The organism is Acinetobacter sp. AB03 (genome assembly GCF_058107045.1).
The window spans coordinates 697,387-724,054 of record NZ_JBUEBA010000002.1 but is presented as its reverse complement, the minus strand read 5'-3'; the positions used below and the strand labels follow the sequence as shown (position 1 = coordinate 724,054).

Annotated in this window: 23 protein-coding genes; 6 read left to right on the top strand and 17 right to left on the bottom strand. The window is 41.1% G+C overall.

What is annotated here, in order from left to right; all coding sequences use genetic code 11:
- Positions 1 to 5: 5 nt before the first annotated feature.
- The 11 genes from nuoL to ACY3FQ_RS03780 form a co-directional block, all read right to left on the bottom strand.
- Complete coding sequence (gene nuoL / locus ACY3FQ_RS03830; protein WP_234964750.1) at positions 6 to 1,895, bottom strand: NADH-quinone oxidoreductase subunit L; 1,890 nt, start codon at positions 1,893 to 1,895, stop codon at positions 6 to 8.
- Positions 1,892 to 2,200, bottom strand: coding sequence for an NADH-quinone oxidoreductase subunit NuoK (nuoK, locus tag ACY3FQ_RS03825; RefSeq protein WP_004695395.1), 309 nt, complete (start codon positions 2,198 to 2,200; stop codon positions 1,892 to 1,894). The genes nuoL and nuoK overlap by 4 nt, the downstream gene beginning before the upstream one ends.
- The gene (gene nuoJ / locus ACY3FQ_RS03820; protein WP_171056751.1) at positions 2,200 to 2,718 is read right to left on the bottom strand and encodes an NADH-quinone oxidoreductase subunit J; all 519 of its coding nucleotides are present in this window, start codon (positions 2,716 to 2,718) and stop codon (positions 2,200 to 2,202) included. The genes nuoK and nuoJ overlap by 1 nt, the downstream gene beginning before the upstream one ends.
- A complete protein-coding gene (gene nuoI / locus ACY3FQ_RS03815; protein WP_004651038.1) occupies positions 2,718 to 3,260 on the bottom strand; it encodes an NADH-quinone oxidoreductase subunit NuoI in 543 nt (180 codons plus the stop codon). Before nuoI ends, nuoJ begins: the two co-directional genes overlap by 1 nt.
- A gap of 16 nt (positions 3,261 to 3,276) precedes the next feature.
- Positions 3,277 to 4,284, bottom strand: a complete 1,008-nt coding sequence (gene nuoH / locus ACY3FQ_RS03810) for an NADH-quinone oxidoreductase subunit NuoH (RefSeq protein WP_004695391.1) — start codon at positions 4,282 to 4,284, stop codon at positions 3,277 to 3,279.
- Between the two features lie 3 nt (positions 4,285 to 4,287).
- Positions 4,288 to 6,969 (bottom strand): NADH-quinone oxidoreductase subunit NuoG, encoded by a 2,682-nt coding sequence (gene nuoG, locus ACY3FQ_RS03805; RefSeq protein ID WP_178928347.1) that lies wholly within the window; start codon positions 6,967 to 6,969, stop codon positions 4,288 to 4,290.
- Between the two features lie 11 nt (positions 6,970 to 6,980).
- Complete coding sequence (gene nuoF, locus ACY3FQ_RS03800; RefSeq protein ID WP_178928348.1) at positions 6,981 to 8,312, bottom strand: NADH-quinone oxidoreductase subunit NuoF; 1,332 nt, start codon at positions 8,310 to 8,312, stop codon at positions 6,981 to 6,983.
- Positions 8,309 to 8,818: an NADH-quinone oxidoreductase subunit NuoE gene (gene nuoE, locus ACY3FQ_RS03795; RefSeq protein ID WP_004695385.1), complete on the bottom strand. Its 510-nt coding sequence runs from the start codon at positions 8,816 to 8,818 to the stop codon at positions 8,309 to 8,311. Before nuoE ends, nuoF begins: the two co-directional genes overlap by 4 nt.
- A 14-nt stretch (positions 8,819 to 8,832) precedes the next feature.
- The gene (nuoC, locus tag ACY3FQ_RS03790) at positions 8,833 to 10,620 is read right to left on the bottom strand and encodes an NADH-quinone oxidoreductase subunit C/D (protein ID WP_178928349.1); all 1,788 of its coding nucleotides are present in this window, start codon (positions 10,618 to 10,620) and stop codon (positions 8,833 to 8,835) included.
- An 88-nt stretch (positions 10,621 to 10,708) separates the two neighbouring features.
- On the bottom strand, positions 10,709 to 11,386 hold the full coding sequence (locus ACY3FQ_RS03785) for a NuoB/complex I 20 kDa subunit family protein (RefSeq protein WP_004695382.1): 678 nt from the start codon (positions 11,384 to 11,386) through the stop codon (positions 10,709 to 10,711).
- A 6-nt stretch (positions 11,387 to 11,392) separates the two neighbouring features.
- Positions 11,393 to 11,941 (bottom strand): NADH-quinone oxidoreductase subunit A, encoded by a 549-nt coding sequence (locus ACY3FQ_RS03780; protein ID WP_004695380.1) that lies wholly within the window; start codon positions 11,939 to 11,941, stop codon positions 11,393 to 11,395.
- A gap of 491 nt (positions 11,942 to 12,432) precedes the next feature.
- On the opposite strand from ACY3FQ_RS03780, the gene ACY3FQ_RS03775 reads away from it, so the two are divergent.
- Positions 12,433 to 12,789 (top strand): hypothetical protein, encoded by a 357-nt coding sequence (locus tag ACY3FQ_RS03775; RefSeq protein ID WP_004695379.1) that lies wholly within the window; start codon positions 12,433 to 12,435, stop codon positions 12,787 to 12,789.
- Between the two features lie 55 nt (positions 12,790 to 12,844).
- Here the strand turns inward: ACY3FQ_RS03775 and bfmS are convergent, their stop codons facing one another.
- Positions 12,845 to 14,509: a sensor histidine kinase BfmS gene (gene bfmS / locus ACY3FQ_RS03770; RefSeq protein WP_005400340.1), complete on the bottom strand. Its 1,665-nt coding sequence runs from the start codon at positions 14,507 to 14,509 to the stop codon at positions 12,845 to 12,847.
- A 36-nt stretch (positions 14,510 to 14,545) separates the two neighbouring features.
- On the bottom strand, positions 14,546 to 15,262 hold the full coding sequence (gene bfmR, locus ACY3FQ_RS03765; protein ID WP_004695375.1) for a response regulator transcription factor BfmR: 717 nt from the start codon (positions 15,260 to 15,262) through the stop codon (positions 14,546 to 14,548).
- 595 nt (positions 15,263 to 15,857) lie between these two features.
- Between bfmR and ACY3FQ_RS03760 the strand changes: the two genes are divergently transcribed.
- The 4 genes from ACY3FQ_RS03760 (at position 15,858) to ACY3FQ_RS03745 (ending at position 21,586) form a co-directional block, all read left to right on the top strand.
- Positions 15,858 to 18,689 (top strand): ribonucleoside-diphosphate reductase subunit alpha, encoded by a 2,832-nt coding sequence (locus ACY3FQ_RS03760; RefSeq protein ID WP_004695373.1) that lies wholly within the window; start codon positions 15,858 to 15,860, stop codon positions 18,687 to 18,689.
- 356 nt (positions 18,690 to 19,045) lie between these two features.
- Positions 19,046 to 19,312, top strand: coding sequence for a hypothetical protein (locus tag ACY3FQ_RS03755; protein WP_004695371.1), 267 nt, complete (start codon positions 19,046 to 19,048; stop codon positions 19,310 to 19,312).
- A 299-nt stretch (positions 19,313 to 19,611) separates the two neighbouring features.
- Positions 19,612 to 20,895: a ribonucleotide-diphosphate reductase subunit beta gene (locus tag ACY3FQ_RS03750; RefSeq protein ID WP_004982915.1), complete on the top strand. Its 1,284-nt coding sequence runs from the start codon at positions 19,612 to 19,614 to the stop codon at positions 20,893 to 20,895.
- A 145-nt stretch (positions 20,896 to 21,040) separates the two neighbouring features.
- Positions 21,041 to 21,586, top strand: a complete 546-nt coding sequence (locus ACY3FQ_RS03745) for a TIR domain-containing protein (RefSeq protein ID WP_005400339.1) — start codon at positions 21,041 to 21,043, stop codon at positions 21,584 to 21,586.
- A gap of 44 nt (positions 21,587 to 21,630) precedes the next feature.
- On the opposite strand, the gene ACY3FQ_RS03740 is transcribed toward ACY3FQ_RS03745, so the two are convergent.
- Together ACY3FQ_RS03740 and ACY3FQ_RS03735 are read right to left on the bottom strand one after the other, a co-directional pair.
- Positions 21,631 to 23,655 carry a TIR domain-containing protein gene (locus ACY3FQ_RS03740; protein WP_228128220.1) on the bottom strand — a complete coding sequence of 675 codons (2,025 nt, stop codon included), beginning with the start codon at positions 23,653 to 23,655 and terminating at the stop codon, positions 21,631 to 21,633.
- Positions 23,652 to 24,203 (bottom strand): TIR domain-containing protein, encoded by a 552-nt coding sequence (locus ACY3FQ_RS03735; RefSeq protein ID WP_178928350.1) that lies wholly within the window; start codon positions 24,201 to 24,203, stop codon positions 23,652 to 23,654. The genes ACY3FQ_RS03740 and ACY3FQ_RS03735 overlap by 4 nt, the downstream gene beginning before the upstream one ends.
- A gap of 66 nt (positions 24,204 to 24,269) precedes the next feature.
- On the opposite strand from ACY3FQ_RS03735, the gene ACY3FQ_RS03730 reads away from it, so the two are divergent.
- The gene (locus ACY3FQ_RS03730; RefSeq protein ID WP_489773638.1) at positions 24,270 to 24,980 is read left to right on the top strand and encodes a hypothetical protein; all 711 of its coding nucleotides are present in this window, start codon (positions 24,270 to 24,272) and stop codon (positions 24,978 to 24,980) included.
- Positions 24,981 to 25,171: 191 nt separating this feature from the next.
- Here ACY3FQ_RS03730 and ACY3FQ_RS03725 read toward each other — a convergent pair whose 3' ends face one another.
- Together ACY3FQ_RS03725 and ACY3FQ_RS03720 are read right to left on the bottom strand one after the other, a co-directional pair.
- Entirely contained in the window at positions 25,172 to 25,339 is a 168-nt protein-coding gene (locus ACY3FQ_RS03725; protein WP_178929035.1) for a helix-turn-helix domain-containing protein, read from the bottom strand.
- Positions 25,340 to 25,907: 568 nt separating this feature from the next.
- The coding region (locus ACY3FQ_RS03720) for a PoNe immunity protein domain-containing protein (RefSeq protein ID WP_489773637.1) at positions 25,908 to 26,668 on the bottom strand (761 nt) is incomplete at its 5' end.

The window sequence follows — 26,668 nt, the reverse complement described above, 5'->3', positions numbered from 1 at the left end:
CCATCTTATTTCCCCACGATCTGAGTTACGATCAAGACCATTAGCAATACAAAGATACCTAATGCCATGCTTGATGCGTAATCACGCAATGAACCCGTTTGACGTGAACTTGTGAAGCTATGACCACCTTTTACAAGTGCAGGCAAGACTAACCACAAACGATCAATTGGATCACGACCTAAAATCTTCGCAATAAGCAAATATGGTTTCACAAAAACGATGTCATAAAGCGCATCGAAGCCCAGTGCATTACGGCAAATGTTTGCAAGACCTGCACCCAATGACGTTTTAGCAAAGCCTTTCACTGCGCTATAAGCAAACGCGAATAAGACCACACCAATCACTAAACCAACCAATGCAATACCTACAGCAGTCCATTCAGCGCTATGCATGCCATGTTCTAAAGCTTCAGGAATCACAAATGCTGGAATTTTTGCTGCATTTAAAATGCTTTCCACAGGTGCTTTAAGTGCCGCACCGACGAAAGTTGAAAGTACAGCAAGAATCGCCAAAGGACCCCAAAAGGTAATGCCTTTAATCGCATGATACGGTGTATTTTCTTTACCAAAGAACACAACCCAAATCAGACGGAATGTGTAAATCGACGTTAAGAAAGCACCAGCTACACCCACCCAATATAATGAGTTATATACTGCGATTGATTCGCCTTGTACCCAAACTGCGCCCAAGATCGCATCTTTCGAGAAGAAGCCGACTGTAATGAATGGAATCGCTGCCAATGCACCGCCACCAATGGCGAAACAAGCAAATAGGAATTTGTTCTTGTAGAACAAACCGCCCATCTTGAAGATGTTTTGTTCGTGGTGGTAAGCCAAAATCACTGCACCTGAAGACAAGAACAATAATGCCTTGAAGAATGCGTGAGTCAGCATGTGGAACAAGCCTGCTTGATAAGCTTCAGCACCCACAGCCATAAACATATAACCCAGCTGACTCATCGTTGAGTAAGCCAAAATACGTTTGATGTCGGTTTGAACCAATGCAGCAAAACCAGCCACTAACAACGTTACCGCACCTGTGATTGAGATAAACATCATCACTTCAGGCGCCATTTCAAACACGGTGTACATACGGCAACACAGGTAAACACCTGCAGTTACCATCGTTGCAGCGTGGATCAATGCAGATACAGGTGTAGGACCTGCCATTGCATCGGCCAACCATGTTTGTAATGGGATCTGTGCAGATTTACCTGCCGCACCCAAGAACAACATGAGTGCTGTCCAAATGGTTAAAGATGAACTTTGTGTCATCACTGTTGGTGCAGCTGCAACCACTTCAGCAATGTTTAAAGTACCGAACTGTTGGTAAATTAAGAACAAAGCGATCAATAAGAAAACGTCACCGACACGTGTTACGGTAAATGCTTTAATTGCTGCAAAACCATTTGCAGGGTTTTGATAGTAGTAACCAATCAGCAAGTAAGAGCATAGACCTACGCCTTCCCAACCTAAGAACAATAACGCTAAGTTATCGCCCAATACGAGCAGCAACATGCTGGCAACGAACAGGTTGAAATAAGAGAAGAAACGCGCGAAGTCTTCTTCACCACGCATGTACCATGATGCAAAGATGTGAATCAGGAAACCCACACCCGTCACCATACCCATCATGAGCAGTGATAAACCGTCAAGATGTAAGCTAATGCCTGGGCTTAGGTTACCTACATTGAACCATGTCCAAAGATGTTGAACATAAGTCACTTTGCCATTATTAACAAAGTCTAGACCAGCGATCAAAGCAACCAATGCAGAAAGGCCAACCGCTCCCACACCAATAATGGCAGCGACATTTTCAGGAAGCTTGTTGCGACCTGCCGCTAAAAGGACAAAACCAATGAGCGGGAATAATACTGTTAAATATAAAAAACTCATCCGCGCATCTCACTAGCAGCATCCACATCCAAGTGATGGAAGCGATGGTAGAACTGAAGGACGATCGCAAGACCAATACAAGCCTCTGCCGCAGCAAGCGTTAAGATCAGAATAAACATGATTTGTCCGTCTGGTTGTACCCATGCACTACCAGCCAAAACAAACGCAAGCGCAGCTGCGTTCATCATGATTTCAAGACTCATTAACATAAATAATAGATTGCGTCGCACCATCACACCGTAAAAACCCAGTGCAAAAAGAATGGTTGCAACAATCAAACCATGTTCTAAAGGGATGTTGCCCATTATTGTTTGTCCTCTTCTGCACCTGGTTCACGTTTGCCAAGATGGAATGCTGCAACCAACGCAGCAAGCAATAACATGGCAGCAACTTCAACCAATAATAAATAGTGAGTAAAGAGTGCTTGGCCAACGACTTTTGGACCCACAACTTCAGTCCCCATAACAGGGCCAGCCGCTGTGTAGTCAGAGCCGAGCATCCACACCAACACCAAGCCCATTAAGAAGCTCATGAGCGCTGGATATGCCCAAGCAGACGATGTTAACCATTTACGTTCTTGTTCAACGGTGTGTTGACCAAGGTTTAACATCATCACTACGAATACGAATAACACCATGATCGCGCCTGCATAGACGATGATCTCAAGCGCGCCAGCAAATGGCGCACCCACGATCATAAACATGCCTGCAACTGCAAGAAGTGACACGATCAAGCTTAATAAAGCGTGTACAGGATTCGCGTTGGTCACAACACGAATCGTAGAAACGATGGCCACAAGTGCCATCAAATAAAATGGCCACATCATGGTAATAAGCTCCGTACATCAACTGGTGCGCTTTCACGCTGCGCTTGACCTTTGTCTTTTCCAGTTACAGCCATACCTGTTACACGGTAGAAGTTGTAGTCTGGGTATTTACCAGGACCTGAAATGAGTAAGTTTTCTTTCTCATATACCAAGTCTTGACGAACGTATTCACCCAACTCGAAATCTGGAGTCATTTGAATTGCAGTCGTCGGACATGCTTCTTCACACATACCGCAGAAAATACAGCGTGAGAAGTTGATACGGAAAAACTCCGGATACCAACGACCATCTTCTTTTTCTGCTTTTTGTAGTGAAATACAGCCAACAGGACATGCAACTGCACATAAGTTACACGCAACACAACGTTCTTCACCATCTGGGTCACGTGTTAACACGATACGACCACGGAAACGTGGTGGAACAATTTGTTCGGCTGGCACTTCTGGGTAAAGAATGGTGTCACGTTTACGTGTCACGTGTGAGAAAACCATCCACAGTGAACGTACGATTGACCCGAACCCAGCTAGAATTTTATACATTTTATTCTCCCTGCCCTTACCACAGAATCACTGCGCCAGTAACTAATAAGTTAACTAACGCTAATGGTAAGCAAATCTTCCAACCAAAGTTCATCACTTGGTCATAACGCGGACGCATAAGTGAACCACGAGCCAAGACAAACATCATCACAAAGAATGCTGTTTTGATAATGAACCAGAATACTGGTGGAATGAACGGAATATCGATGTTAAATGGCGCTAACCAACCACCGAAGAATAGCGTTACGATCAATGCAGAGATCAGAACCACGTTGACATATTCCGCAACGAAGAACATCCCCCATTTCATACCGCCGTACTCGACGTGGTAACCTTCCGCCAATTCTTGTTCTGCTTCTGGTTGGTCAAATGGATGACGGTGAGTGACCGCAACACCTGCAACCACGAAGATTAAGAAACCTAAGAACTGTGGGATGACAAACCATACATCTTTTTGTGCTTCTACAATTTCACGCATATTGAATGAGCCTGCAATTGCAACCACACCCATCAATGAAATACCCAAGAACACTTCATAGGAAATGGTTTGAGCTGCAGAACGTAGACCGCCAAGCAATGCATATTTGTTGTTTGAGGACCAACCACCAAACAATACAGCATAGACTGCAATACCTGCCATTGCCATAAAGAACAATAGACCGATGCTCATGTCTGCAACACCTAAGTATGGTGATACAGGAATAACCATGAACGACATCACCGCTGTTGCCATGGCAACAGCAGGAGCTAAACGGAAAGTCAATTTGTCAGCAAACTTTGGTGTCCAGTCTTCTTTGAACATGATTTTCAGCATGTCGGCAACGATCTGGAACATCCCCCCAGGACCTACACGGTTCGGACCATAACGGTCTTGCCATAAGCCCAGTAAACGACGCTCAATAAAAGACATCAACGCAGCGATGAGTACTACAACGAGTAAAATCACAATCGCTTGAATGACTGAGTAGGCAATTGGCCAGTTCTCAGCCCAAAGCGGCGTTTGACGGATTAATTCTTGTTGCATGAATTACGCTCCTACCGCGACTGATACAGGCTCAGCAAGTGAAACCGTAGGTGCAAGACCAACTGGATAACCAATATAACCTGTAGGTAAATAATCAATCACTTGAACTGGAAGTACGATCGAAGTCTCGCCTGCTTTCACAGTGATTTTTTGACCATCTTGAACATTCAAACGAGTTGCATCTTGCTCACCCACTGCAAAGACCGCTTCAGGAATACGCGATTCCATCGCAGGTGTTTTCACAGTAAATTCACCAGAAGCAAAAATGTGATGCATCGGCACTAAACGGAAGCTTTCAGGGTTTGCAACCACAACCGCTGGAGCAACGAAACTACGTGCTGGACGCTTCGCTAAACGATCGAATAAACGCACACCCGAATCACCACCTTTTAAGTGACCACCCACGTTATCTTGGAATTTGTTCCAAGCTTGTGGTGAGTTCCAACCTGCTGACCATGCAAATGGTACCAGTGAAGACGGCGTCTGGTTCCCAACATAACCTTCCATAGAGAATGTTAATGCCGAGTCGATATCTGTCGGTTGTTTCGGTTCATGCACGTTCAATGGTGCACGCATAGAGGTACGACCAGAGTAACGACGCGGTTCACGCGCAACTTTCAAACCATGGACACGGAAGCCCGCATCTGGAGCTACATCTTGAATCGCAGCAAGTGCAGGTACGTTTTTCGCAACTGACTCGATTACGTCATCAAGCAAGGTCCAAGAAATCGCTTTACCCTTCACACCTGTTTCAATGGCATGTAACCAGCGCCAAGATTCTTTGATCGCCAGTTCAGGTTTGTAGTAGCTCGGGTCATACACTTGATAGAAACGTTGTGCACGGCCTTCTTGAGAGACAACCGTACCATCGCCTTCAGCAAATGACGCAGCAGAAAGTACGATATCCGCTTTCTTCACAGTTTCAGTTTCAGAGTGATCTAAAACAATCACATCTTTACCAGAAAGTGCTGCTTCAACTTGTACCGCTGGCAAACGACGGAATAGATCATTTTCAACGATCACAACCGTGTCATAGTCTTGTGCAAACGCTTGTTCTAAGCTTTGTCCACCGAAGATTGCTAAGCCCATAGAGTTCACTTCAGGAACAGTCAAGCTTAAGCCAGCATTTCCACCAAGATTTTGCGCGACTTGTGCAGCAGCTTCCATGATAGATGCGTCTTGTAAACTTGTACCTGAAATGATCAGTGGTTTCTTCGCCGCTTTCAGTGTATCTGCAATGTTCTGAGCAAATGCTTTCGCATCATCTGCCAGACCAAGAATTGCATCACCTTTCACAGCAGCAGCAACGGCAAAACCTAAACGAGCGATGTCGTTTGGAGAAGCAACCACTTCACCTGCAGCAACATCAGCAAGACGAGTTTGCGTTGCAGCGAGGATGAAAATCGGTGATTTCGCATCTTGAGCAATACGTTGTAGCGGTTCTGCTAACCAGTCTTGAGTACGACGTTCTGCAGCCATTTCTTTGGCTTTGTTTTTCGCCGCTTGACGAACAGACAACGCCATACGTGGCGCAGTTTGCGTTAAGTCTTCACCCAAAATAAGCACGGCATCATAGCTTTCGATTTCACGCATACCGGGGTTATATACACCTTCGGTTTGCATAATCGATGCAGCCAATTCAACCAAGTTTTGCTCTTTTTGAGACATACCTGTTGAATAGTTCTCTTGACCGACTAATTTGCGAAGCGCGAAGTTCGACTCAAGTGATGCCCGTGGAGAACCAATACCTAAGACTTTTTTGCCTTGGATATTTGCAATCACCGTATCTAATGCCTGATCTACAGAAACTGTAGTGACTTCAGCACCATCACGGAACTGCGGTTGACGTGGACGATCTGCACGGTTCACATAACCTGTACCAAAACGACCTTTGTCACACAAGAAGTATTGGTTCACTTCACCGTTGAAACGGTTTTCGACACGACGAAGTTCGCCATAACGCTCACCCGGAGAAATATTACAACCCGAAGAACAGCCTTGGCATACGCTTGGCGCATACTGCATGTCCCACTTACGGTTATAACGTTCTGAGTGAGTTTTGTCGGTGAATACACCTGTTGGACAGATTTCAGTTAAGTTACCCGAGAATTCAGACTCTAAAGTGCCTGACTCAGGACGACCAAAGTAAACACGTGACGCGCTTGCATACACACCAAAGTCAGTACCACCCGCATAGTCGTTGTAGTAACGAACACAACGGTAACATGCGATACAACGGTTCATTTCGTGTGAAATGAATGAGCCCAGCTCTTGGTTGTAGTGTGTACGTTTAGTGAAACGGTAACGACGACGATCGTGTTGAGTCATCACGGTCATATCTTGTAAATGACAGTGACCACCTTCTTCACACACTGGACAGTCGTGTGGGTGGTTCGTCATCAAGAACTCAACAATTGACGCACGGAAGTCTTTCGCTTCTTTGTCTTCAATCGAGATGTAGGTATTGTCAGATGCAGGCGTCATACATGACATGACTAAACGACCACGCGTATCTTCAGGATTCGCGTATTGAGTCACGGCACATTGACGGCAAGAACCGACAGAACCTAAGGATGGATGCCAACAAAAGTACGGGATATCAATACCCAAAGACAAACATGCTTGCAGCAAGTTCTCTGAGCCATTGACTTCGTACGATTTGCCATCGACATGAATTGTAGCCATAGTCGAATTCCTTAAGCTTGTTCTACGTTGCTAGTTTGCGCAGCAGCATTCACTACTTTTGCTTCAAACTCGCCACGGAAATATTTGAGTGCACCCATCAACGGTTCCATTGCACCCGGAGCATGCGCACAGAAAGTCTTACCAATCCAAAGCTTACGAGTAAGTTCTTGTAAGTGATCGATATCTTCTTTCTTACCTGTACCATCTTCCAATGCTTTCAGTGCTTTCACCGCCCACGGTAAACCATCACGACAAGGCGTACAGAAACCACATGACTCACGTGCAAAGAATTCTTCTAAGTTACGAGTCGCTGAAACCATACATTGCGTTTCATCCACCACCATCAGCAAACACGTACCTAAACGTGAACCTGCTTTCATGATGCTCTCAGCATCCATCGGTAGATCAATGTGTTCAGCAGCCAAGAAGTCTGTAGACGCACCACCCGGTAACCATGCTTTAAGCTTCAAGCCATCACGCATACCGCCCGCATAGTCTTCAATGACTTCACGCGCAGTTGTACCAAATGGAAGCTCCCAAAGACCAGGGAATTTCACCTTGCCAGATGCACCATAAATTTTTGTGCCTGGATCTTTCGATTTACCCGCAGATAAGCCGATATACCATTCAGGACCACGCAACATGATTGCTGGTAGGTTATTGTAGGTCTCTACGTTGTTAACAATGGTAGGACGACCCCAAGCACCTGCAACTTGTGGGAATGGTGGTTTCGTACGTGGGTTTGCACGGCGACCTTCAAGCGAGTTGATTAATGCAGTTTCTTCACCACAGATATAACGGCCCGCACCAGTATGCACATGCAACTCGAAGCTCCAGCCAGTTCCAAGGATGTTTTCACCCAAGTAACCTTTGGCACGAACTTGCTCAAGCGCTTCATTTAAGTAAGCAGCCGCTTCAATGTACTCGCCACGAATAAAGATATAACCATGAGTTGCTTCTAGCGTATACGCTGCAATCAACATCCCTTCGATCAATTGGTGAGGAAGTTTTTCCATCAACAAACGGTCTTTAAAGGTTCCTGGTTCCATCTCATCGGCATTACAAATCAGGTAACGTGGACCTGAATTGTCATTTGGCGCCATCAAAGACCATTTGATCCCTGCTGGGAAGCCCGCACCACCACGGCCTTTTACGGTCGCAGCTTTAATCACTTCAAGCACATCTTTCGGCGGCATAGTGATTGCTTTTTTCAGACCCGCGTAACCTTCAAGCGCTTCGTAATCATCTGCATTACGAACGTGCTCTTGTTTACTCAAACGCCAAGTTAATGGATGCGTTTCTGGGTTACCTTCGCCATAAATTGGTTTTGGTTCGGTATTCATACATACTTCTCCAATAACTGTTTCACTGAAGAAACTTCAACCAAACCGTGAGTGTCTTCATTCACCATTAAGGTTGGGCCTTTGTCACAGTTACCTAAGCAGCAAATCGGCAGCAAAGTAAAACGACCATCAGCAGTCGTTTGACCAAACTGAATGCCTAACTCGCGCTGAAAAGCTTCTGCTAAAGTTTCCGCACCCATCAAGAAACATGCAATCGAGTCACAAAGTAAAATGACGTTACGACCCACGGGTTGACGGTAAATACGGTTATAGAAAGTTGCAACACCTTCCAAATCAGCAACACTGATTGTCAATAACTGAGCAATGGCGTTTAGCTGCGCGTCATCTACCCAGCCATTACGGCGTTGTACACACTTCAAAGCATCCAAAGATGCTGCACGTGGGTACGGGTAGTGACCAATGTGATGTTCAATTTCGTGGATTTCGTCCGTAGTCAAAATCCCTTCAACATTCACGCGTGGCTTTTTATCAGTCAAAATCATCATAATGCGTTTACCCCTTAGCGATCCACGTCAGCCATAACGACGTCAATAGTCGCTAAATAAATGATCAAGTCAGACATTAAGCTGCCGTTAATAACAGAAGGCATTTGCTGTAAATGCGTGAAGGTCGGTGTACGAATACGGGTACGATAACTCATGGTTGACTTGTCTGAAGTCAAGTAGTAGTTCGACGCACCTTTGACCACTTCCGCCATCACAGATGCTTCACCTGCAGGCATGACTGGACCCCAAGATACGCTTAAGAAGTGCGTAATCAAGGTTTCAATGTCTTGTAAAGTCTTGTCTTTTGGTGGTGGAACAGCCAATGGATGATCTGCTTTGTACGCACCTGAAGGCATGTTGTCTAAACATTGCTTCACGATTTTGAGTGATTCTTCAATTTCACGGAAGTGAACCATGACACGTGCATAAGCATCGCCTTCGTACTCAAGTGGCACATCGAAGTCGTAGTTTTCATAGCCACTGTATGGACGATATTTACGAACGTCGAAGTCAATACCTGTTGCACGCAGACCTGTACCAGTCACGCCCCAAGCCAATGCAGATTTTGCATCATATTGAGCTACGTTACGGGTACGACCAATAAATACTGAGTTGCGTAATGCAGCGGTGTAGTATTCATTCATACGCTTCGGCATCCAATCTAGGATTTCACGAATCAGATGCTGCCAGTTGTTTGGCAAGTCATGCGCTGTACCACCGATACGGAACCATGCTGGGTGCATACGGTAACCAGTGATTGCTTCAATCGCGTCATAGATTTTTTGACGATCCGCAAACATGTAGAAGACTGGTGTCATACCGCCGGCATCTTGAATCGCAGTACCGATATACAATAAGTGGTTATTGATACGGAACAATTCAGACATCATGACACGGATACATTGCGCGCGGTCAGGTACAGTAATACCCGCCATTTGCTCCACACCCATCACATAAGGCATGTTTTGCGCACAACCACCTAAGTAGTCGACACGGTCGGTATAAGGAATGAATGAATGCCAAGTTTGACGTTCAGCCATCTTTTCCACACCACGGTGGTGATAGCCGATATCAGGCACACAGTCTTTCACTTCTTCACCATCTAACTGCAAGATTACACGGAAAGCACCGTGCGCAGATGGGTGGTTCGGACCTAAGTTCAAGAACATGAAGTCTTCGTCGTCATTACCGCGCTTCATACCCCAATCTTCAGGTACGAAACGAAGGTGTTCCTGTTCGTAATCCTGCTTTGCTTGGTTCTGCATATACGGCGTATATTCAGTGGCACGTGCAGAGTATTCTTTACGAAGTGGGTGACCTTCCCAATAGGTTGGCAACAAAATACGACGGAGCATTGGATGCCCTTCGAAATTGATCCCGAACATATCGTAAGCTTCACGTTCGTACCAGTTGGCATTTGGCCAAATGTTGGTTGCAGTTGGAAGATTTACATCATTTTCATTCAATGCAACTTTGATACGAATATCACTATTACGCTCAAGCGATAATAAGTGATAGAACACAGTAAAGTCAGACGCAGGCAAACCGTCGCGGTGTGTACGTAAACGTTCATCTACCGCAGACAAGTCAAACAACATCACGTATGGACGTGACACTGTACGCAAGAACATTAAAACTTCTTGTACGCGCGCGCGCTCAACCCAGACTGTTGGAAAGTCTTCAAAAGTCGTTTGCACATAGAAGTTCTCGCCAAATTTGGTTTTGAGCTCTTCTACAATTGCAAATGCTGGGCGTGAATCAACTTGCGCTGACTCTGGCATAGCGTTTTCAGTTTCAGCCATTGGCTTGGCTTCCTATTTAATACAAATTCATTCAACCTAAACGACAACTACACCCAGACCGGGTGCATCAAAACAACTGTCGTTTAAATTATTTAATTTCATCCATAGAGCGTAAGTTTTTCACTGCAATACGTTCAGCATTCTTACGGTCACGTTCTGGCATCATCTTTGGCTTATACACTGGCTTAAGATCATCACCAATCACGGCAGAAAGTGGACGGCGCTCTAATTGAATTTGGTCTTGTAACAACATTAATGCTTGGATTAATGCTTCTGGACGGGGTGGGCAACCTGGAATATAAACATCGACTGGGATGATTTTATCCACACCTTGTACTACTGAATAAATATCGTACATACCGCCAGAGTTTGCACATGCGCCCATTGAAATAACCCACTTCGGTTCCAACATTTGTTCATATAAACGTTGAATAACTGGAGCCATTTTGACGAAACATGTACCTGCAACAATCATCAAGTCAGCCTGACGAGGTGAAGCACGGATTACTTCGGCACCGAAACGCGACAAGTCATGCACGCCAGTTAAAGTCGTTGCATACTCTACGTAGCAGCAAGATGTACCAAAGTTAAACGGCCAAACTGAGTTCTTACGACCCCAGTTCACTGCTGTATGTGCCACGTCCTCTAAACGAGTCATGAACACATTTTTATTCACTTCTTCTTCAAGCGGATCCGTTACGATTTGACGCTCTTGAAGTGGATATTGATCAGCATCCGGATTCGCACGGGTTAATGTATATTTCATCCCGAGTTACTCCTTATCAGACGATTTAGCCGGTGACTTATCTTTCACACGACCAGATGATTGAGCTGGGATTTGACCTGTAGGGTCCATAACCAACTCTTCAATTGAATTAAAGCGAGTGATTTCTGCAAGATTCATATTTGGAGAACCAACTTTAGGTTTAATCCCTGCTGCTTTACGTTTGTCAGAAGGCGACCAGTTAAGCGCACCAGTAGACAACTCATAAACCAAACCAACGAGTAAAACTAAAATAAATACTGCTGCAGTGGTGAAACCCACCCAACCCACTTCACGAACCGATGTAGCCCATGCATAAAGGTAAAGCGCCTCTAAGTCGAATACGACGAAGAAGATTGCAACCAAATAGAACTTTGCTGACAGGCGGATACGTGCGCCACCAGCACCAACCACACCTGATTCAAATTGCTCTTGCTTTGCACGGCCCCATGACTTACCCCCAAGGAGTAATGGGACAGTGAGCATAAAGACGCAAAGAAATGTAACGCCGATCACGAAGGCAATAATTGCCCATTCGTATGGAGTAATGGCACTCATGCGGGGATAACTCCTGGCAGGCCTAATTTATTAACAAAGAATGCATGTATTGGCCTTCAAATACACCAAACACAAAATTAATCCCGCCAATTGTACCCGATTGCTGACGTAAGTTGCTAGCTTATAGACCTTCGTCTTTAGGATGATTTCTCTTCGTTTTTTGAGATTTTTTCGATGAAAGCCCTTTTATTTCGAAACCAATCGCTTTATCTAATAAAACACTACTATTCTATTATTTTTCCAAATTTTAACATTCAAACAAAGCCTATAAAGCATTTTTCAGCCTTATTTCGATAACAATCACACAATCAGCAGTTTAAAAAACTCAGCTCTTCAACTGCAGCATTTTGCTTATTTAAAAAGTAAAAAAGTAGATTAAGTCACTCATATTTTTTGTATTTTTTTGCAAATCACCCCAATCAATTAATGCACTTGGCTTTTTCTTGTGCTATTGATATAAACAACCAACAACAAAGAATAAGGAGCACCACATGAGTCTGGAATTCACCCATAAACCTAACTATTTTTTATTTGCCCAGTTGCTTATTCGCCATGTTGAAACTTATGTTCGTAAACACCCCGATGCCAATAATGCCATCTTTGATTTACGCGACATTTATGAACTTTTTCGCCAAGACAAAGCTTCAGCCACCACCAACCTTGATGGCATTATGAATATTGTGGATGAATATAAAATTGAAACGATTAATGGTGATCAAAAGCTCATTAGCCGTTATGGCATAGATACGCAAAACAACTCTTTATTGATTGACTTTAATGCAGATGCGCTTGAAAGCCTAAAACAAGGCAAACAGATTATTTCTCCCGATGCCAGCATCCAAGAATAAGCCAGCATTGAAAATAAAAAAGCACCGAAATTCGGTGCTTTTTTATTTTCAATGCTTAGCTTTTTGGATCCGTACTTTCTTTGACACTATACTTCTTTTTAGACTTACTAAAGCGGTGTGCCGGCCATGTCATGGTAAAACGTGCACCACCGAGACTTGGACTCTGATCCACTTTAACACTACCACCGAACCAATAGGCAATTCGACTCACAATCGACAATCCTAAACCATAGCCACCCGATGCTCTAGTCCGACTATCATCCAAACGTGCAAAGGCTTCAAAAACACGCTCTCGCTCATCTTCCGGAATGCCTGGCCCATCATCTTCAACACAAACATAGGCCATACCACTGTCATTAATTCCGCCACTGACCAGCACCTGATGGTCACCATAACGAACCGCATTACCAACCAAGTTCTGCACCACGCGGTGTAAATAACGACGCTCAGCTTCAACTTTTAAAGTTAAAGGAGGAGCATTTAAATGAATTTCTTTCTGGGTTTTTAAGGCTTCCGTCTCAACCACCACCTGATCTAAGACTTCAAACAATACAATGTTTTCAATATCGAGTGATGGTGTGCCCTGCTCTAACTTGGCATAGGTCATGATTTCATCAATTAAGGTATTTAAAGCCTCAATATCTTTATCAATCATATCGACTTGCTGAAGACGATATTCATAATCATCTTCTTCAGCCAACATTTCCATACCAAAACGAATCCGAGCAACGGGCGTACGAAGCTCATGTGAGACCGCACGCATCAGCTCACGCTGCGCCTCGATGAGTCGCTGAATATGGTCTGACATGCTGTTATAGCTATTGGCTAGACTGGCCATTTCATCGGTGCCATCGACAGGCAAACGTAGGGTCATATCACCTGCTTTCATACGGTTTAAACCGTAATTGACCTCACGCAGTTTACGCTGCATCGGTACAAGCAAGCCATACACCCCCAAACTGAGTACAAACAGGCTCAACAAGGTAATCCCCGCTGCGAGCTGAAACGGCATCCAGTTGAAAATAGGCACAGGCCCCAATACCAAAACCTTGCTCGGTGAACTAGGTAAAGGTGGAGACACAATAGAAATGGTGGTGCCACGCACAGAAGCACTATCACGATATAAGATCACGCTATGATCTAAACGCAAACGACCAATCTGCTCCGACTCTAAAGCCAGATTTTGTACTTCTTCAATTTGCACAGGATAAGAGAAATGTTTCTGTACTTTTTCCAAGTACTCTTCTTCTTGACCTGGGTAATACACCAAATAATCTAGGATAAAAATCGGGAGTGCTTTCATTTGCAGCTCACCAATTTTATCTACTTTAATATACAGTAAATGTTTCGGATCATCTTTTAGACCAATAATCAGGTAAGCGACTTGCGTTTGTGCATCATAACGCACAGCCGCTTTACGCTCACTGATCCGCTTTAATTCTGCACGACTCAAATCCACCTTATCGGCAGGGATCATATTAATCGGCAGTTCAAGCAAATCTGAAGCATCTGAAATCCAGTCTGCTTTTTGCTGTGCATTGGTCTGACGGGATACACCTTCACTAATAATAAAGGAAATCCCGTCCGTCAAAGACTCGCGATATTCTTGCACTCGCTGATAGTTAATAATTTGTACAAGCAAATATCCCATGAGGGCAACAATAGCGACCAGCACTACCAGCCCAGCATAGATACGCAAGAATATACTGTGTTTGAACACTAAAAATGTCCCGTTTTAACGAATCAAATAAACGGCTTAAAGACCATTGGTTTCTTTTACAAATAAGTAGCCTTTACTACGTACCGTTTTAATACGTTTTGGATTTTCAGGGTCATCACCAATTTTTGGGCGGATACGCGAAATACGTACATCAATTGAACGGTCTTGACCGTCATATTCGATACCACGTAAGCGCTCGAAAATGTCTTCGCGAGAAAGAATGCGTCCTGCATTTGAAGCCAACAACCACAATAAGTCATATTCAGCGCTGGTAAAGTCAACCAACTCACCATTTAAAGTCACTGAACGACCACCGTTATCGATCACCAGATCATCAAATTCGATACGCTGTGCAACTTCATCTTCAGGTGCTTTGTCTGTACGACGTAATAAAGCACGAATACGTGCAAGTAAAACACGTGGCTGAACTGGTTTTGCCACATAGTCATCTGCACCCATTTCTAGACCAAGCACTTGATCCATATCTTCAGTACGTGCAGTCAACATCAAAATCGGTTGGTGATAATGTGGACGTACTTCACGGCAAATGGTTAAACCATCTGCACCTGGAAGCATCACATCCAACACCACCATATCGGGTTGTTCTGCAATAATACGGCGAATGGCACGGTTACCATCGGGTTCTACCCCAACCTCAAGACCATTACGGATCAGGTATTCTTGAGTTAAGCGAGCTAGGCGCTCATCGTCTTCTACGATTAAAATTTTTGGTAACTTTTCTTCTTGGCTCATGGAGTGCCCCTTTATTTTGACAACTTAACGTATCCTTTAAAATCCAAGGGATACGCTCTGATATATTTTGCAATATACACACGTTTACATTGTAAACAAGATCTTGTTCACCAAACTGATACATCAAAGTAGCATTTTGTTATACATTTTTTTAACCTCGAAATGCAGGCTTTCTCGCGTTTGCTGTATATCCAACCAAAGCAAAAGAAACGTTTCTTTACAAAATGGCGATTTTTCATACCAAGTCACTGTTTGAACAGTTTATAACTCACTCACTCGTCTGTTTTGAACTTATCCACAATGTTATCTATAAGCACTTAAACCGAGCTTTGTTATGCTATCGCCTTGTCTAATAAGGCTTAATACAAGAATCATAAAAAATGGATCTTTTTGAGATCTTTCCGAGACCAAATCGATCAAAATATTTAATAAAATGTCAATATTGATCTACCCTGAATTTTCCCGTATCTTGTGTTCAATTAATTTTTAAACCACTAGGTCTTGTGTTTAAACCTCAAACACTGTGGCATAAAAACTGCCCAGTTCAAACGGTCCATAGACATAAAAATAGATGACAAAATGGAGCTATGCTAGCATGAGCGTATCGAATTCAACCCCTGGTCAAATTCAGGTGATTAAACGCACTGGAGATGTTGCCAGCTTTGACGCAGAAAAAATCTCTGTTGCCATTGGTAAGGCATTTTTGGCTGTTGAAGGCCAACAAAGTGCTGACTCAAGCCGCATCCACGATCGTATTTCTCAACTTACCGAGATGGTATTAAATACGTTCAGTCGCCGCCTACCTTCTGGCGGTACAATTCACATCGAAGAAATCCAAGACCAAGTTGAACTTGCGCTGATGCGTACAGGTGAACAGAAAGTTGCTCGTGCGTATGTCATCTACCGCGATCAACGTGCTGATGCACGTAAACAAGCAGGTGAAAACCATCACCCAACCTTACAAATTACTGACGCCAATGGTCAGCTTCAACCGCTTGACATGCGTAAGCTTGAAGCGACTGTAACAAAAGCGGCTGAAGGTTTAGAAGGCATCAATGTTCAAGCGATCATCGATGAAACCATTAAAAACCTTTACAACGGTGTAAAAGCGTCTGACATCGCAACCACGATGATGATGGCAACACGTACACGTATCGAACAAGAACCAAACTATACCTACGTGACAGCTCGCCTCCTTCGTGATGAATTGGTCGCAACTGGTTTAACTTTCCTTGGCTTGTCTGAAGACACAGCTGAAGGCGATGCTTTAGAAACTTTCCTGAAGAAAGGTATTGAGCTAGACCTACTTTCACCAGAGCTTCTTAACTTTGATCTTGCGAAATTAGCCGCAGCGATTCAACCAGAACGTTCTAACCAATTTACTTACTTAGGTCTGCAAACATTATTTGACCGTTACTTCATCCACTCAGATGGCGTACGTTTCGAATTACCACAATTATTCTTCATGCGTGTTTCGATGGGTCTTTCACTCAACGAAGCAAACCGTGAAGAACGTGCAATCGAGTTCTACAACTTATTGTCTAGCTTCGATTACATGGCGTCTACGCCTACCCTGTTTAACTCAGGTACGCTACGTCCACAGTTATCAAGCTGCTATTTAACGACCATTGATGATGACCTGTATGACATTTATGGCGCTATGCGTGATAACGCAATGCTATCTAAATGGGCAGGCGGTTTAGGTAATGACTGGACGCCAGTTCGTGCCTTGAACTCATATATCAAAGGTACAAACGGTAAGTCACAAGGTGTAGTTCCATTCCTTAAAGTGGCAAACGATACTGCTGTTGCAGTTAACCAAGGTGGTAAGCGTAAAGGTGCTGTGTGTGCATACCTTGAAACTTGGCACTTGGACATCGAAGAGTTCCTAGAGCTACGTAAAAATACTGGTGATGACCGTCGCCGTACGCATGACATGAACACCGCGAACTGGGTTCCTGACTTATTTATGCAACGTGTTTTTGAAGATGCTGAATGGACCCTGTTCACGCCATCTGAAACACCAGATCTACACGACTTAATGGGTGCAGAATTCGCTGAGCGTTATGCACACTATGAAGCAATTGCAAAAGAAACAAACATGTTGCACAAGAAAATCCGTGCAAAAGATTTGTGGCGCAAAATGCTGTCAATGTTGTTTGAAACAGGTCACCCGTGGATCACATTCAAAGACGTATGTAACTTACGTTCACCACAACAACACGTTGGTGTAGTTCACTCTTCTAACTTGTGTACAGAAATCACATTAAATACAAGCAAAGATGAAATTGCGGTATGTAACTTAGGTTCAATCAACCTTGTACAACACGTTCAAGGTGGTGTGTTAGACCGTGAAAAGCTTGCACGTACAGTGAAAACAGCGGTTCGTATGCTCGATAACGTGATCGACATTAACTACTATGCTGTGCCACAAGCGAAAAACTCGAACTTGAAACACCGCCCAGTGGGTATGGGCATCATGGGCTTCCAAGATGCGCTTTATGAAATGCAACTCGCTTATGGTTCTGATGCAGCAGTAGACTTTGCTGATGAATCGATGGAAGTGATCAGCTACTACGCAATTTCAACATCAAGTGATTTGGCTGTTGAACGTGGTACTTATGAGACATTCAAAGGTTCACTATGGGATCAAGGTATCCTGCCAATTGACTCGCTAGACCTTGTTGCAAAAACACGTCCTGAGCGTATGTTTGAAGTTGACCGCACTCAACGTTTGGACTGGGACACTTTACGTGCCAAAGTTCAAAAAGACGGTATGCGTAACTCGAACGTGATGGCCATTGCACCGACTGCAACCATCTCGAACATTTGTGGTGTGTCTCAGTCGATTGAGCCGACATTCCAAAACTTATATGTAAAATCGAACCTGTCAGGCGAGTTCACAGTGATCAACCCGTACTTAGTACGTGCGTTGAAAGACCGTGGTCTATGGGACTCTGTGATGGTGAATGATCTGAAACACTTTGAAGGTTCAGTTCAGAAGATTTCTCGTATTCCTGAAGAGCTTAAAGCAATCTTCGCGACGGCATTTGAAGTTGAGCCACGCTGGATTGTGGATGCTGCATCACGTCGTCAAAAATGGATCGATCAAGCGCAGTCTTTAAACCTTTACATCTCTGGTGCAAACGGTAAGAAACTGGACTTGACCTATAAAATGGCTTGGTTACGTGGTTTAAAAACAACGTATTACCTCCGAGCTTTAGGTGCAACTTCTGCTGAGAAATCAACCATTAACACTGGTGCATTGAATGCAGTAAAACCTGCAACTGTAACGGCAGCGCCTGTTGCAGCAGTTGCTCAGGAAGTTAAACCAGAAGTGGTTGCTGAAGATGAAGGCTTCGGTCAAGCAGCTCCAGTGCCAATGGCGTGTTCAATTGATAATCCAGACTGTGAGGCTTGTCAGTAATCACCTCCCCTAACCCCTCCTAAAAGGAGGGGAATTACACCAAACTTATTGAGGTGTGAAAGTCCCTCTTTTAAAAGAGGGATTTAGGGAGATTAAAAAAGTTAGAATTCTTGGATTAATTATGTAAATAGTTAATTCAACTCAGAGGCAAAGTAATTCCTACTACTAATCCTAAGAGACAAATTTTAGACATAAAAAAAAGGGAATCTTCCTACAGATCCCCTTTCCAGTCTAAGAAGCGAGTTCTTCGACATATTGCTTCGTAAAAAGCAGGTGAATAATCGCCTGATCTCGCAATATCGTCAAGGACTTTTGGGTAACAACTGCTCTAATGAATGATATTTAAGGAGATATAAATGGCAGTTTATTCGATAAGCTACGACCTCTATAAGGAAGGTCAAAGCTATGAAGCCTTAATCAAAGAATTAAAAAGCTTTGATAGCTGGTGTCATTTAATGAAATCATATTGGCTTATCAGTACCCCTAAAAGCGCTGATGAAATTTATGAAAAGTTAAATAAACATCTAGATAAAAATGATCACGTTCTTGTATTGCAAGCATCTAAAGATTTTAGAGGTTGGCTATCACTCAAAGGATGTGATTGGATTCAAGAACATATTTAATATGTTTCATTAAAGGAACCCACCATGCTCCATATGACACATAACTATATGTTAGGTCTTGCGACCTTGGTGATTTCCTTTGTGGTTTTGTTTTATATGCCCATTGCCTACTTTTGGGTAAAAGCAAACCAAAGCAAAAAGCGAAAGCAAAATAAGTCGTGAGAATCACGTTCTATGCACAGTTTTAGAACAATGATTGGCAAAACTTAATTTTGCTTTCACAAATTAAGCGTATAGTAAGACATCTCAGCGTAGCTGGATGTCGATAAAAGATATAAAGCAACGTAGAGAGAATTGATATGTCTATCCTAAGTTGGGACGATTTCGAAGATGATTCGCAAAAACCGGCTGCACCTGAACACAAGTCTGCGCCCGTCGAACCGCAAAAAGCGGCTAATCCGCAGATGGTATCTGCTGCAGAGCAACCACAGAAGAATGTGGCAACTGCACAACCCGCTTCAACCCCTCGAAGCCGATCAACAAATTCAGCCGATCCGTTGGCAAGAGCATCTAACGCCTTAGAAAGTTTAGATGTTGCTCCAGGTCTAGAAGAACTAGAAATGGGTGCACAACGTGTACAAGTTGACGACAAAGCCATGATTAACTGTCGTGCGGACTTAAACCAACTTGTACCGTTCAAATACGAATGGGCTTGGCAAAAATATCTAGACGGTTGTGCAAACCACTGGATGCCACAAGAAGTAAACATGAACCATGACATCGCCCTTTGGAAGTCTGAAAATGGCTTAACTGAAGACGAACGTACCATTGTTATGCGCTCACTTGGTTTCTTCTCTACAGCAGACTCATTGGTTGCAAATAACTTGGTGTTGGCGATTTACCGTCACATCACCAACCCTGAATGCCGTCAGTACATTTTGCGTCAAGCATTTGAAGAAGCAATTCATACTCACGCTTACCAATACTGTATCGAATCTTTAGGTATGGATGAAGGCGAAGTTTTCAACATGTACCGCGAAGTTCCATCTGTTGCACGTAAAGCGGCTTGGGGCTTGAAATATACGCAGTCTTTAAGTGATCCTACTTTCCAAACAGGTACACCTGAAAACGACCAAATTTTGCTTCGTAACTTGATCGCGTTCTACTGTGTTCTTGAAGGGATCTTCTTCTACTGTGGTTTCAGCCAAATCTTGTCGATGGGCCGTCGTAATAAGATGAATGGTGTTGCTGAGCAATTCCAATACATCTTACGTGATGAGTCGATGCACTTGAACTTTGGTATCGATATGATTAACCAAATCAAGATCGAAAACCCAAGCTTGTGGACTGCTGAATTCCAAGAAGAAATCATTCAAATGATTCTTGAAGGTACGATGCTTGAAATCGAATATGCGCGTGACACTATGCCACGTGGTGTATTGGGTATGAATGCTGCGATGATGGAAGAATACTTGAAATTCATCTGTAACCGCCGTTTAGCACAGTTGGGCTTGCCTGAGCAGTTTGCTGGTGTAAACAATCCATTCCAGTGGATGTCTGAAATGATGGACTTGCGTAAAGAGAAGAACTTCTTCGAAACACGTGTGACAGATTATCAGACTGGCGGCGCGTTGAGCTGGTAAGGTAAAGCATCACCGCTGAATGACAGATAATGTGCGTAAGGCGACATATAAGTTTTCCTTAGCGACAAATGAAATTTCCTCAAAAAGAGTCTAAATATTAGGCTCTTTTTTAATCATAAAATTTAATTTGAAAAGAATTCTAAATATGAAATTTTTTACCAGATCTGATGCACGTTCAGCAGCCAACAGAGCTCAAGCTAAATCTAAACACATTATGCTTGATTCAGTACTTAATGAAGCTATAAAAAATCAAGAGAGACAAAATAGTTTTGATATATTTTTATCTCATGCAGTTAAAGACGCCGATTTAATCTTAGGTGTTAAAACTCTACTAGAGGAAAGTGGTTTTACAGTATATGTTGATTGGATTATTGATCCCTTATTAGAAAGAGATAAAGTTAATGCAACTACAGCAAATATATTAAGAAAAAGAATGAGACAATGTAAGTCATTAATCTATATTCATACATTTAGCTCAAAAGAATCTAAATGGATGCCATGGGAACTCGGATATTTTGATGGATTTCGTCCTGAAAAAGTTAGTGTTCTTCCGTTAACTTTTGAAGAAAATGAAGAATTTAAGGGACAAGAGTATTTAGAGCTTTATCCAACAATTACTAAAAGTGAATACTTTAACGAACTCAAATATGCATGGGTAAAAGGAAAAAGATTACCAGATTTTATTAATTAACAAGAAAACTGTTAGATTGCCATATAGCAATCTAACATGTCTAATTATGCAATTTTTTTTACACCTTTTAGAATCAAATGAATAACTTCATCAATAAATGGTGTTTTCATTAATTTTCTATAATCAACTACAGATAGCCCAGCCAATGATGCCAAATGATCAATATCTATACTTTTAATCTTGGCAATAAAATCAAAATAGTTGATTTCATAACCTTGTTGTGACAAATAATCTATTAATTCATCATAACCTTCATTATTTGATAACTGCCAATCTAATGTCAAAGTTTCAGGTATAGTATCCCCACTAATTATCATACAGATATCTTTTATGATTCCACCTAAACCGCCCACTAAATATATTGGTTTATTATATTCAATCGAGATTAAAAGCTCCTCAAGAACACCAGGCATTTTACCTTTATAACCTTTAGGTCTACCCCCTGCAAAAACCCTAATATCGCTATTAGATATTGATTGTTCCCGCATAAATGTTAGTGATCTAGACCAAATAAATTTGCTAAAAGAATCTGTAGGGGGTAAAAAAACTGATTCATCTACTTGCCCATCTATGTCATCAGGAATGCCATATTTAATTTGTGAAATGATTTGATCATATTTAATTTTCCATTTGCTTAAATCATTAGTGATATGCAATGGCCAAGCCAGATGATTCTCGACTTTGAATTCCCTTTCAGGCAATCTATTTTGTAAAATACTAGCCTCATCAAGAAGAAATTCAGTAAAACCATCTTTCCTTAAATCTCCTCCAAAAATGATAGTATTACCTCTGACGAGAAGATGCCTAACAAGCTCTTGTGAAAATCGTTTCAACTCATCTTCATGAATGTGTATATTCTCAAAATCTTCACCATATTCAGATATCGAAATACCAATTTTTTTATTTTGTGTATTCGAATCTCCAACTGCCCATAAAGGAGTTGAAGGTTTCACCTTTAAGAATTCAAGCCAATCTATCTCTTCAGCATAAATAGGAGGCTCTGGATAACAAATTTTTAAAATTTCACTTTCATTAAGTGTACTTCGTAAAGAAACTATTTGTTGAATTTCAGGAGGACGAGCTAGAGCAATTGCTGTCGAGTCTATCCATAATTGTTGCTTATAATACTCTAGGAGAGATATAGAAAAATTAAATCTAATAGTTTCAGTTAACGCAGCAACTAGAATATTTAGAATTTCGAATTTAGTTGGCTGATCAGTAGGTGCAATATGTACGCATGGCACATTCGCAGCTGGCGGAAATATCCTATCTTCATAAACTTGTAAGCAGTTTACTGAAATGATTGGTCTATTATTTTTTTTAGCTTCTAAAATTTCACGCTGACACCAATAGCGAGATGAATATGCATCAGTAGTAATAGCTATTAACGTAGATTTATGGATATGACTAATTATCTCTGTATCAAATTGATAACCAACTGAAATTTCTGAGGCATCAAAGAAATTTTTCATATTAGTTGTATCAATATAATGCTTGATTGCTTTTGCATATATTTCACCCATTTCTCCTTTCTTAGCATGGCTCAAGAAAAGATGAATAGATGTATCAGACCCTACAGACGGTGATTCTGTATCAACAAAACCAAATCTATACAACTCATGTAATAATTTTAAAATAGATTCTAATTCACGTGTCTGATCATCATCTGCCAAACCGAATTCGTATAATCTCAAAGCATTGCGCTTTAAAAGAGCACCTTGATGGTTGCAATGCTTCAAACCATTTATATCGAAAGCCACTGGAATTAGTGACAAACTTTGATCTACAGGGAAATTTTTATAAAAATCAATCCATCTTTCATCTGTGAGTGTATTCTCACTCATACAGATAAATACTATATTTCTTTGAGCTAAACTAATGGGATAACTCGGAATTTCGCTTAAACTACTATAAAAAAAAGTAGGAATATTTAATTCACGCGAAAAAGGCCGCTCAATATCTCTCGTTAAAAATCTTCTAAAAGGCTGACAATACTTTTTAAATGATTCATTATCAGCATGGTGCCAAACAAAATGTATTGCTAAAGGTGGTGTAATAATGTCAATCAATGGGTAGCTCCATGAATATTGCATTTTGCATTGTAACCCAGCATGACTCTAGAGTTATTTATCAAATGCTTCCTTTGCGTTCTTGCAATATATGCATCTTCAATCCATTCAACCAATTGTTGATCTAAACTAGGATAGGGATAAAATCTTGCATAACAATTATAATGTTGTTGATCCCAATTATTCTCAAATCTAGCAGGTAAATAACAACGATTATTTTGGCTAGGTAATACAATCCCTATTAAACCATTCGGTAGAGTGTAAGCATCATATCTTAATGAACTTTTTATCTCCCAATCCACATACCTACGACTGTGCGTACAACTACCCAGCAACACAATGGTGACAGTACTATCGTCTAAGTACTTTTGGCGAATTCTTCTCATTACATATTCAGTATCAGTACTGTTAATAAACTCATCATTGTCATTAGCACCAAGAACTTTAGTAATAAAAAGATGACCAAACCTTTTTATAAAATTATCAACCTCTATTCGATCACCCTTGTAATGAGAAATGAAAACTTTACGCCTAATCATAGTTACCATCAAACAACCTTTTATTTTTTATTAATTTTATCATAACATTAATAAAACCTAATGCATCTTATTGATATGAAAAAAATCACTGACTCTCTTTCCTCATATATAGCTAAGCATCTAACAAAGTTAATTTTCATAATTCTCCTTGCTATGTTAATTAGTATGTTCTACATAGACTACTCAGCTTGGGTATCTGAAAAATTTAAAAACAACTTTTCAATCGTATCTTCCACGATTGTTACAACTGTAATTTGCTTAGTAAGCTACATAGCCTTTACAGCATATCTTGGTAAAAAGTATTCTTTGAGAATAGACAAACTAAGTTTAGGTGGATTAAATATATTATTTGATACATCTAGAACCTTATATACCAATAGTGTTTCTAACTTTTTAGATTCCAAAAGAACACTTTTTAGAATTGAGCCAAAATATGATAATTTTTCAGATGTATTCGAATCATATTTCGAAACTTATAATTTTTTCCGTCACGAAATGAAAATTCTTGATCCAAAAAGGGATAAGGATCTATATGACCTAACAAATCATATACTCCAAGAGCTAAACAAGTTTTTGACTAAGAATCAGAATAACTATCGTCGTTGGTATCAAAAAATTTCTACGGATAATACCATCGAATATTCCGGCGAAGGAAGTGGAAAATTTTTCTACAACACGACGATCTACGAAATACAAAAGACTTACTATGCTTATGCTGAACTATTAGATTCCTTTAGATCAATTAATACCTTTTTGAGAACCATGTTAAGGTTCCATTTGAAATAAATTCTGAAAAATGGAATTGGTAGAGTTATTAGAACTATTTTTACCTTTCATTGGTCTAGATAAATCATATTCAGCCTTATCCTTATCCTGAAAAGTTAAATCTATTAGATATCTTAATTTTTCAGGATTATTTACAATATCATCCCAATTAATGACTGAAATAAATGATTTATGAGTTAATAAATTATCTATTAAATCTCATAGAGTTTTAACACTGTGATATTTACTTCTCCTCGTTCAATCCGCCCTAAATAACTACGGTCAATATTGCAAAGCAATGCTAATTTTTCTTGGGAAATTTTCTGCTCAACTCGACAACTCCGAATTGCATGTCCAATTTGTTGTGCTAAATCGATCATAAGTTCTATTCCCTCAAAGAATAGAACTATTCATTTTTGAGGACTAAGTATCCACGGCTTATAATCCTCAACAGGAGAACATTTTAAAAGTTTCATAAAATTATAAAGCCATAACCTTTCTAGCTAGTATTCATTGTTCCCAAGTAACTATGTACTAAATATAAATTTGGCTCATTTTTATTAAGATCAGTTCCTGTTGATATCACATTAATTTCAATCTAGGGCTTTGTTGCACAAAGATTTCATAACTATATGATTTTAAAAGTTTTGATTATTTTTTGATCCAAAATTAAATTTATTTAAATCAAATGCTTACATATTTATGCAACAAAGCCACTCCTATCGAAATCTTTCTAAAAATAGCATCTATTCGTGAATTATAATCTTTATGACTTTGATAATTTTCTCTATGAAAATTATTCCAATCATCTAATGTTAAAATATCCATAAACCTACTCAATGACAGTTTAATTGAGTAATTAAAAATTTCTCCCAAATCAATCTTATTACTCTAAACGCCAGAAAATTTTTATAAAAAAGGAACCTCATCAGTTCCTTTAAATTCATATCAATGACTTAAATCCAAATACCAAATCGTTTCACCCCAAGCATTATTTGGAATCTCGGGCATCACATCACCTTGGTTAAAATGACGTTTATCCATGTTGTTTGCTGGGCTATACCATTCACCAGATTGAGGGCATATTTCACCTGCAAAACAACGTAAACGCTTGTCACCATCCTCAGCATTACCTTGTTGATCTAAAGGCGTATATTGGCTTCGAGCATAATCAACCAAGTCTTTTGGATAATAAGGTTTATCCCGATAACTACTATCATCTATTCTCAATACAACGGTAACTGCCGCTGCTTCAAGCGACCAATAGCCTGGAAATTGACTACTCTTATGCCGATCATGATAAGGCTCTCGTTTACTGGCTCCATACCATTCATCCAAATACTGTGACATCAGTTTTGGTCTGTCTTCTTCTTTGGCTGAAAAGACTTTATCTAGTTTTCGATAAGGCAACTGTCTTAAATAAATATTCGAAATATCTCGCTCTGGTAACCAAGGTGATACCAACTTATCTAATAGGGCATCTTGTTCGTCATTTTCATAAGCCAAAATATCCATGATCGTAGGTAAATGTTCAGGTTGAGCAAACAGTATCGAAAAGCAGACTAACTGTAGTGCTTCCCAATATTCACTTGTAACTAACTCTAAATGTGGGACTAGATGTCCATCGGATTCACCGCTTTTGTGAAAATCTAAATGAAAAAATTCTAATTTTTTAAGAGCATAAATAACATTTGGAAAATATTCAGATA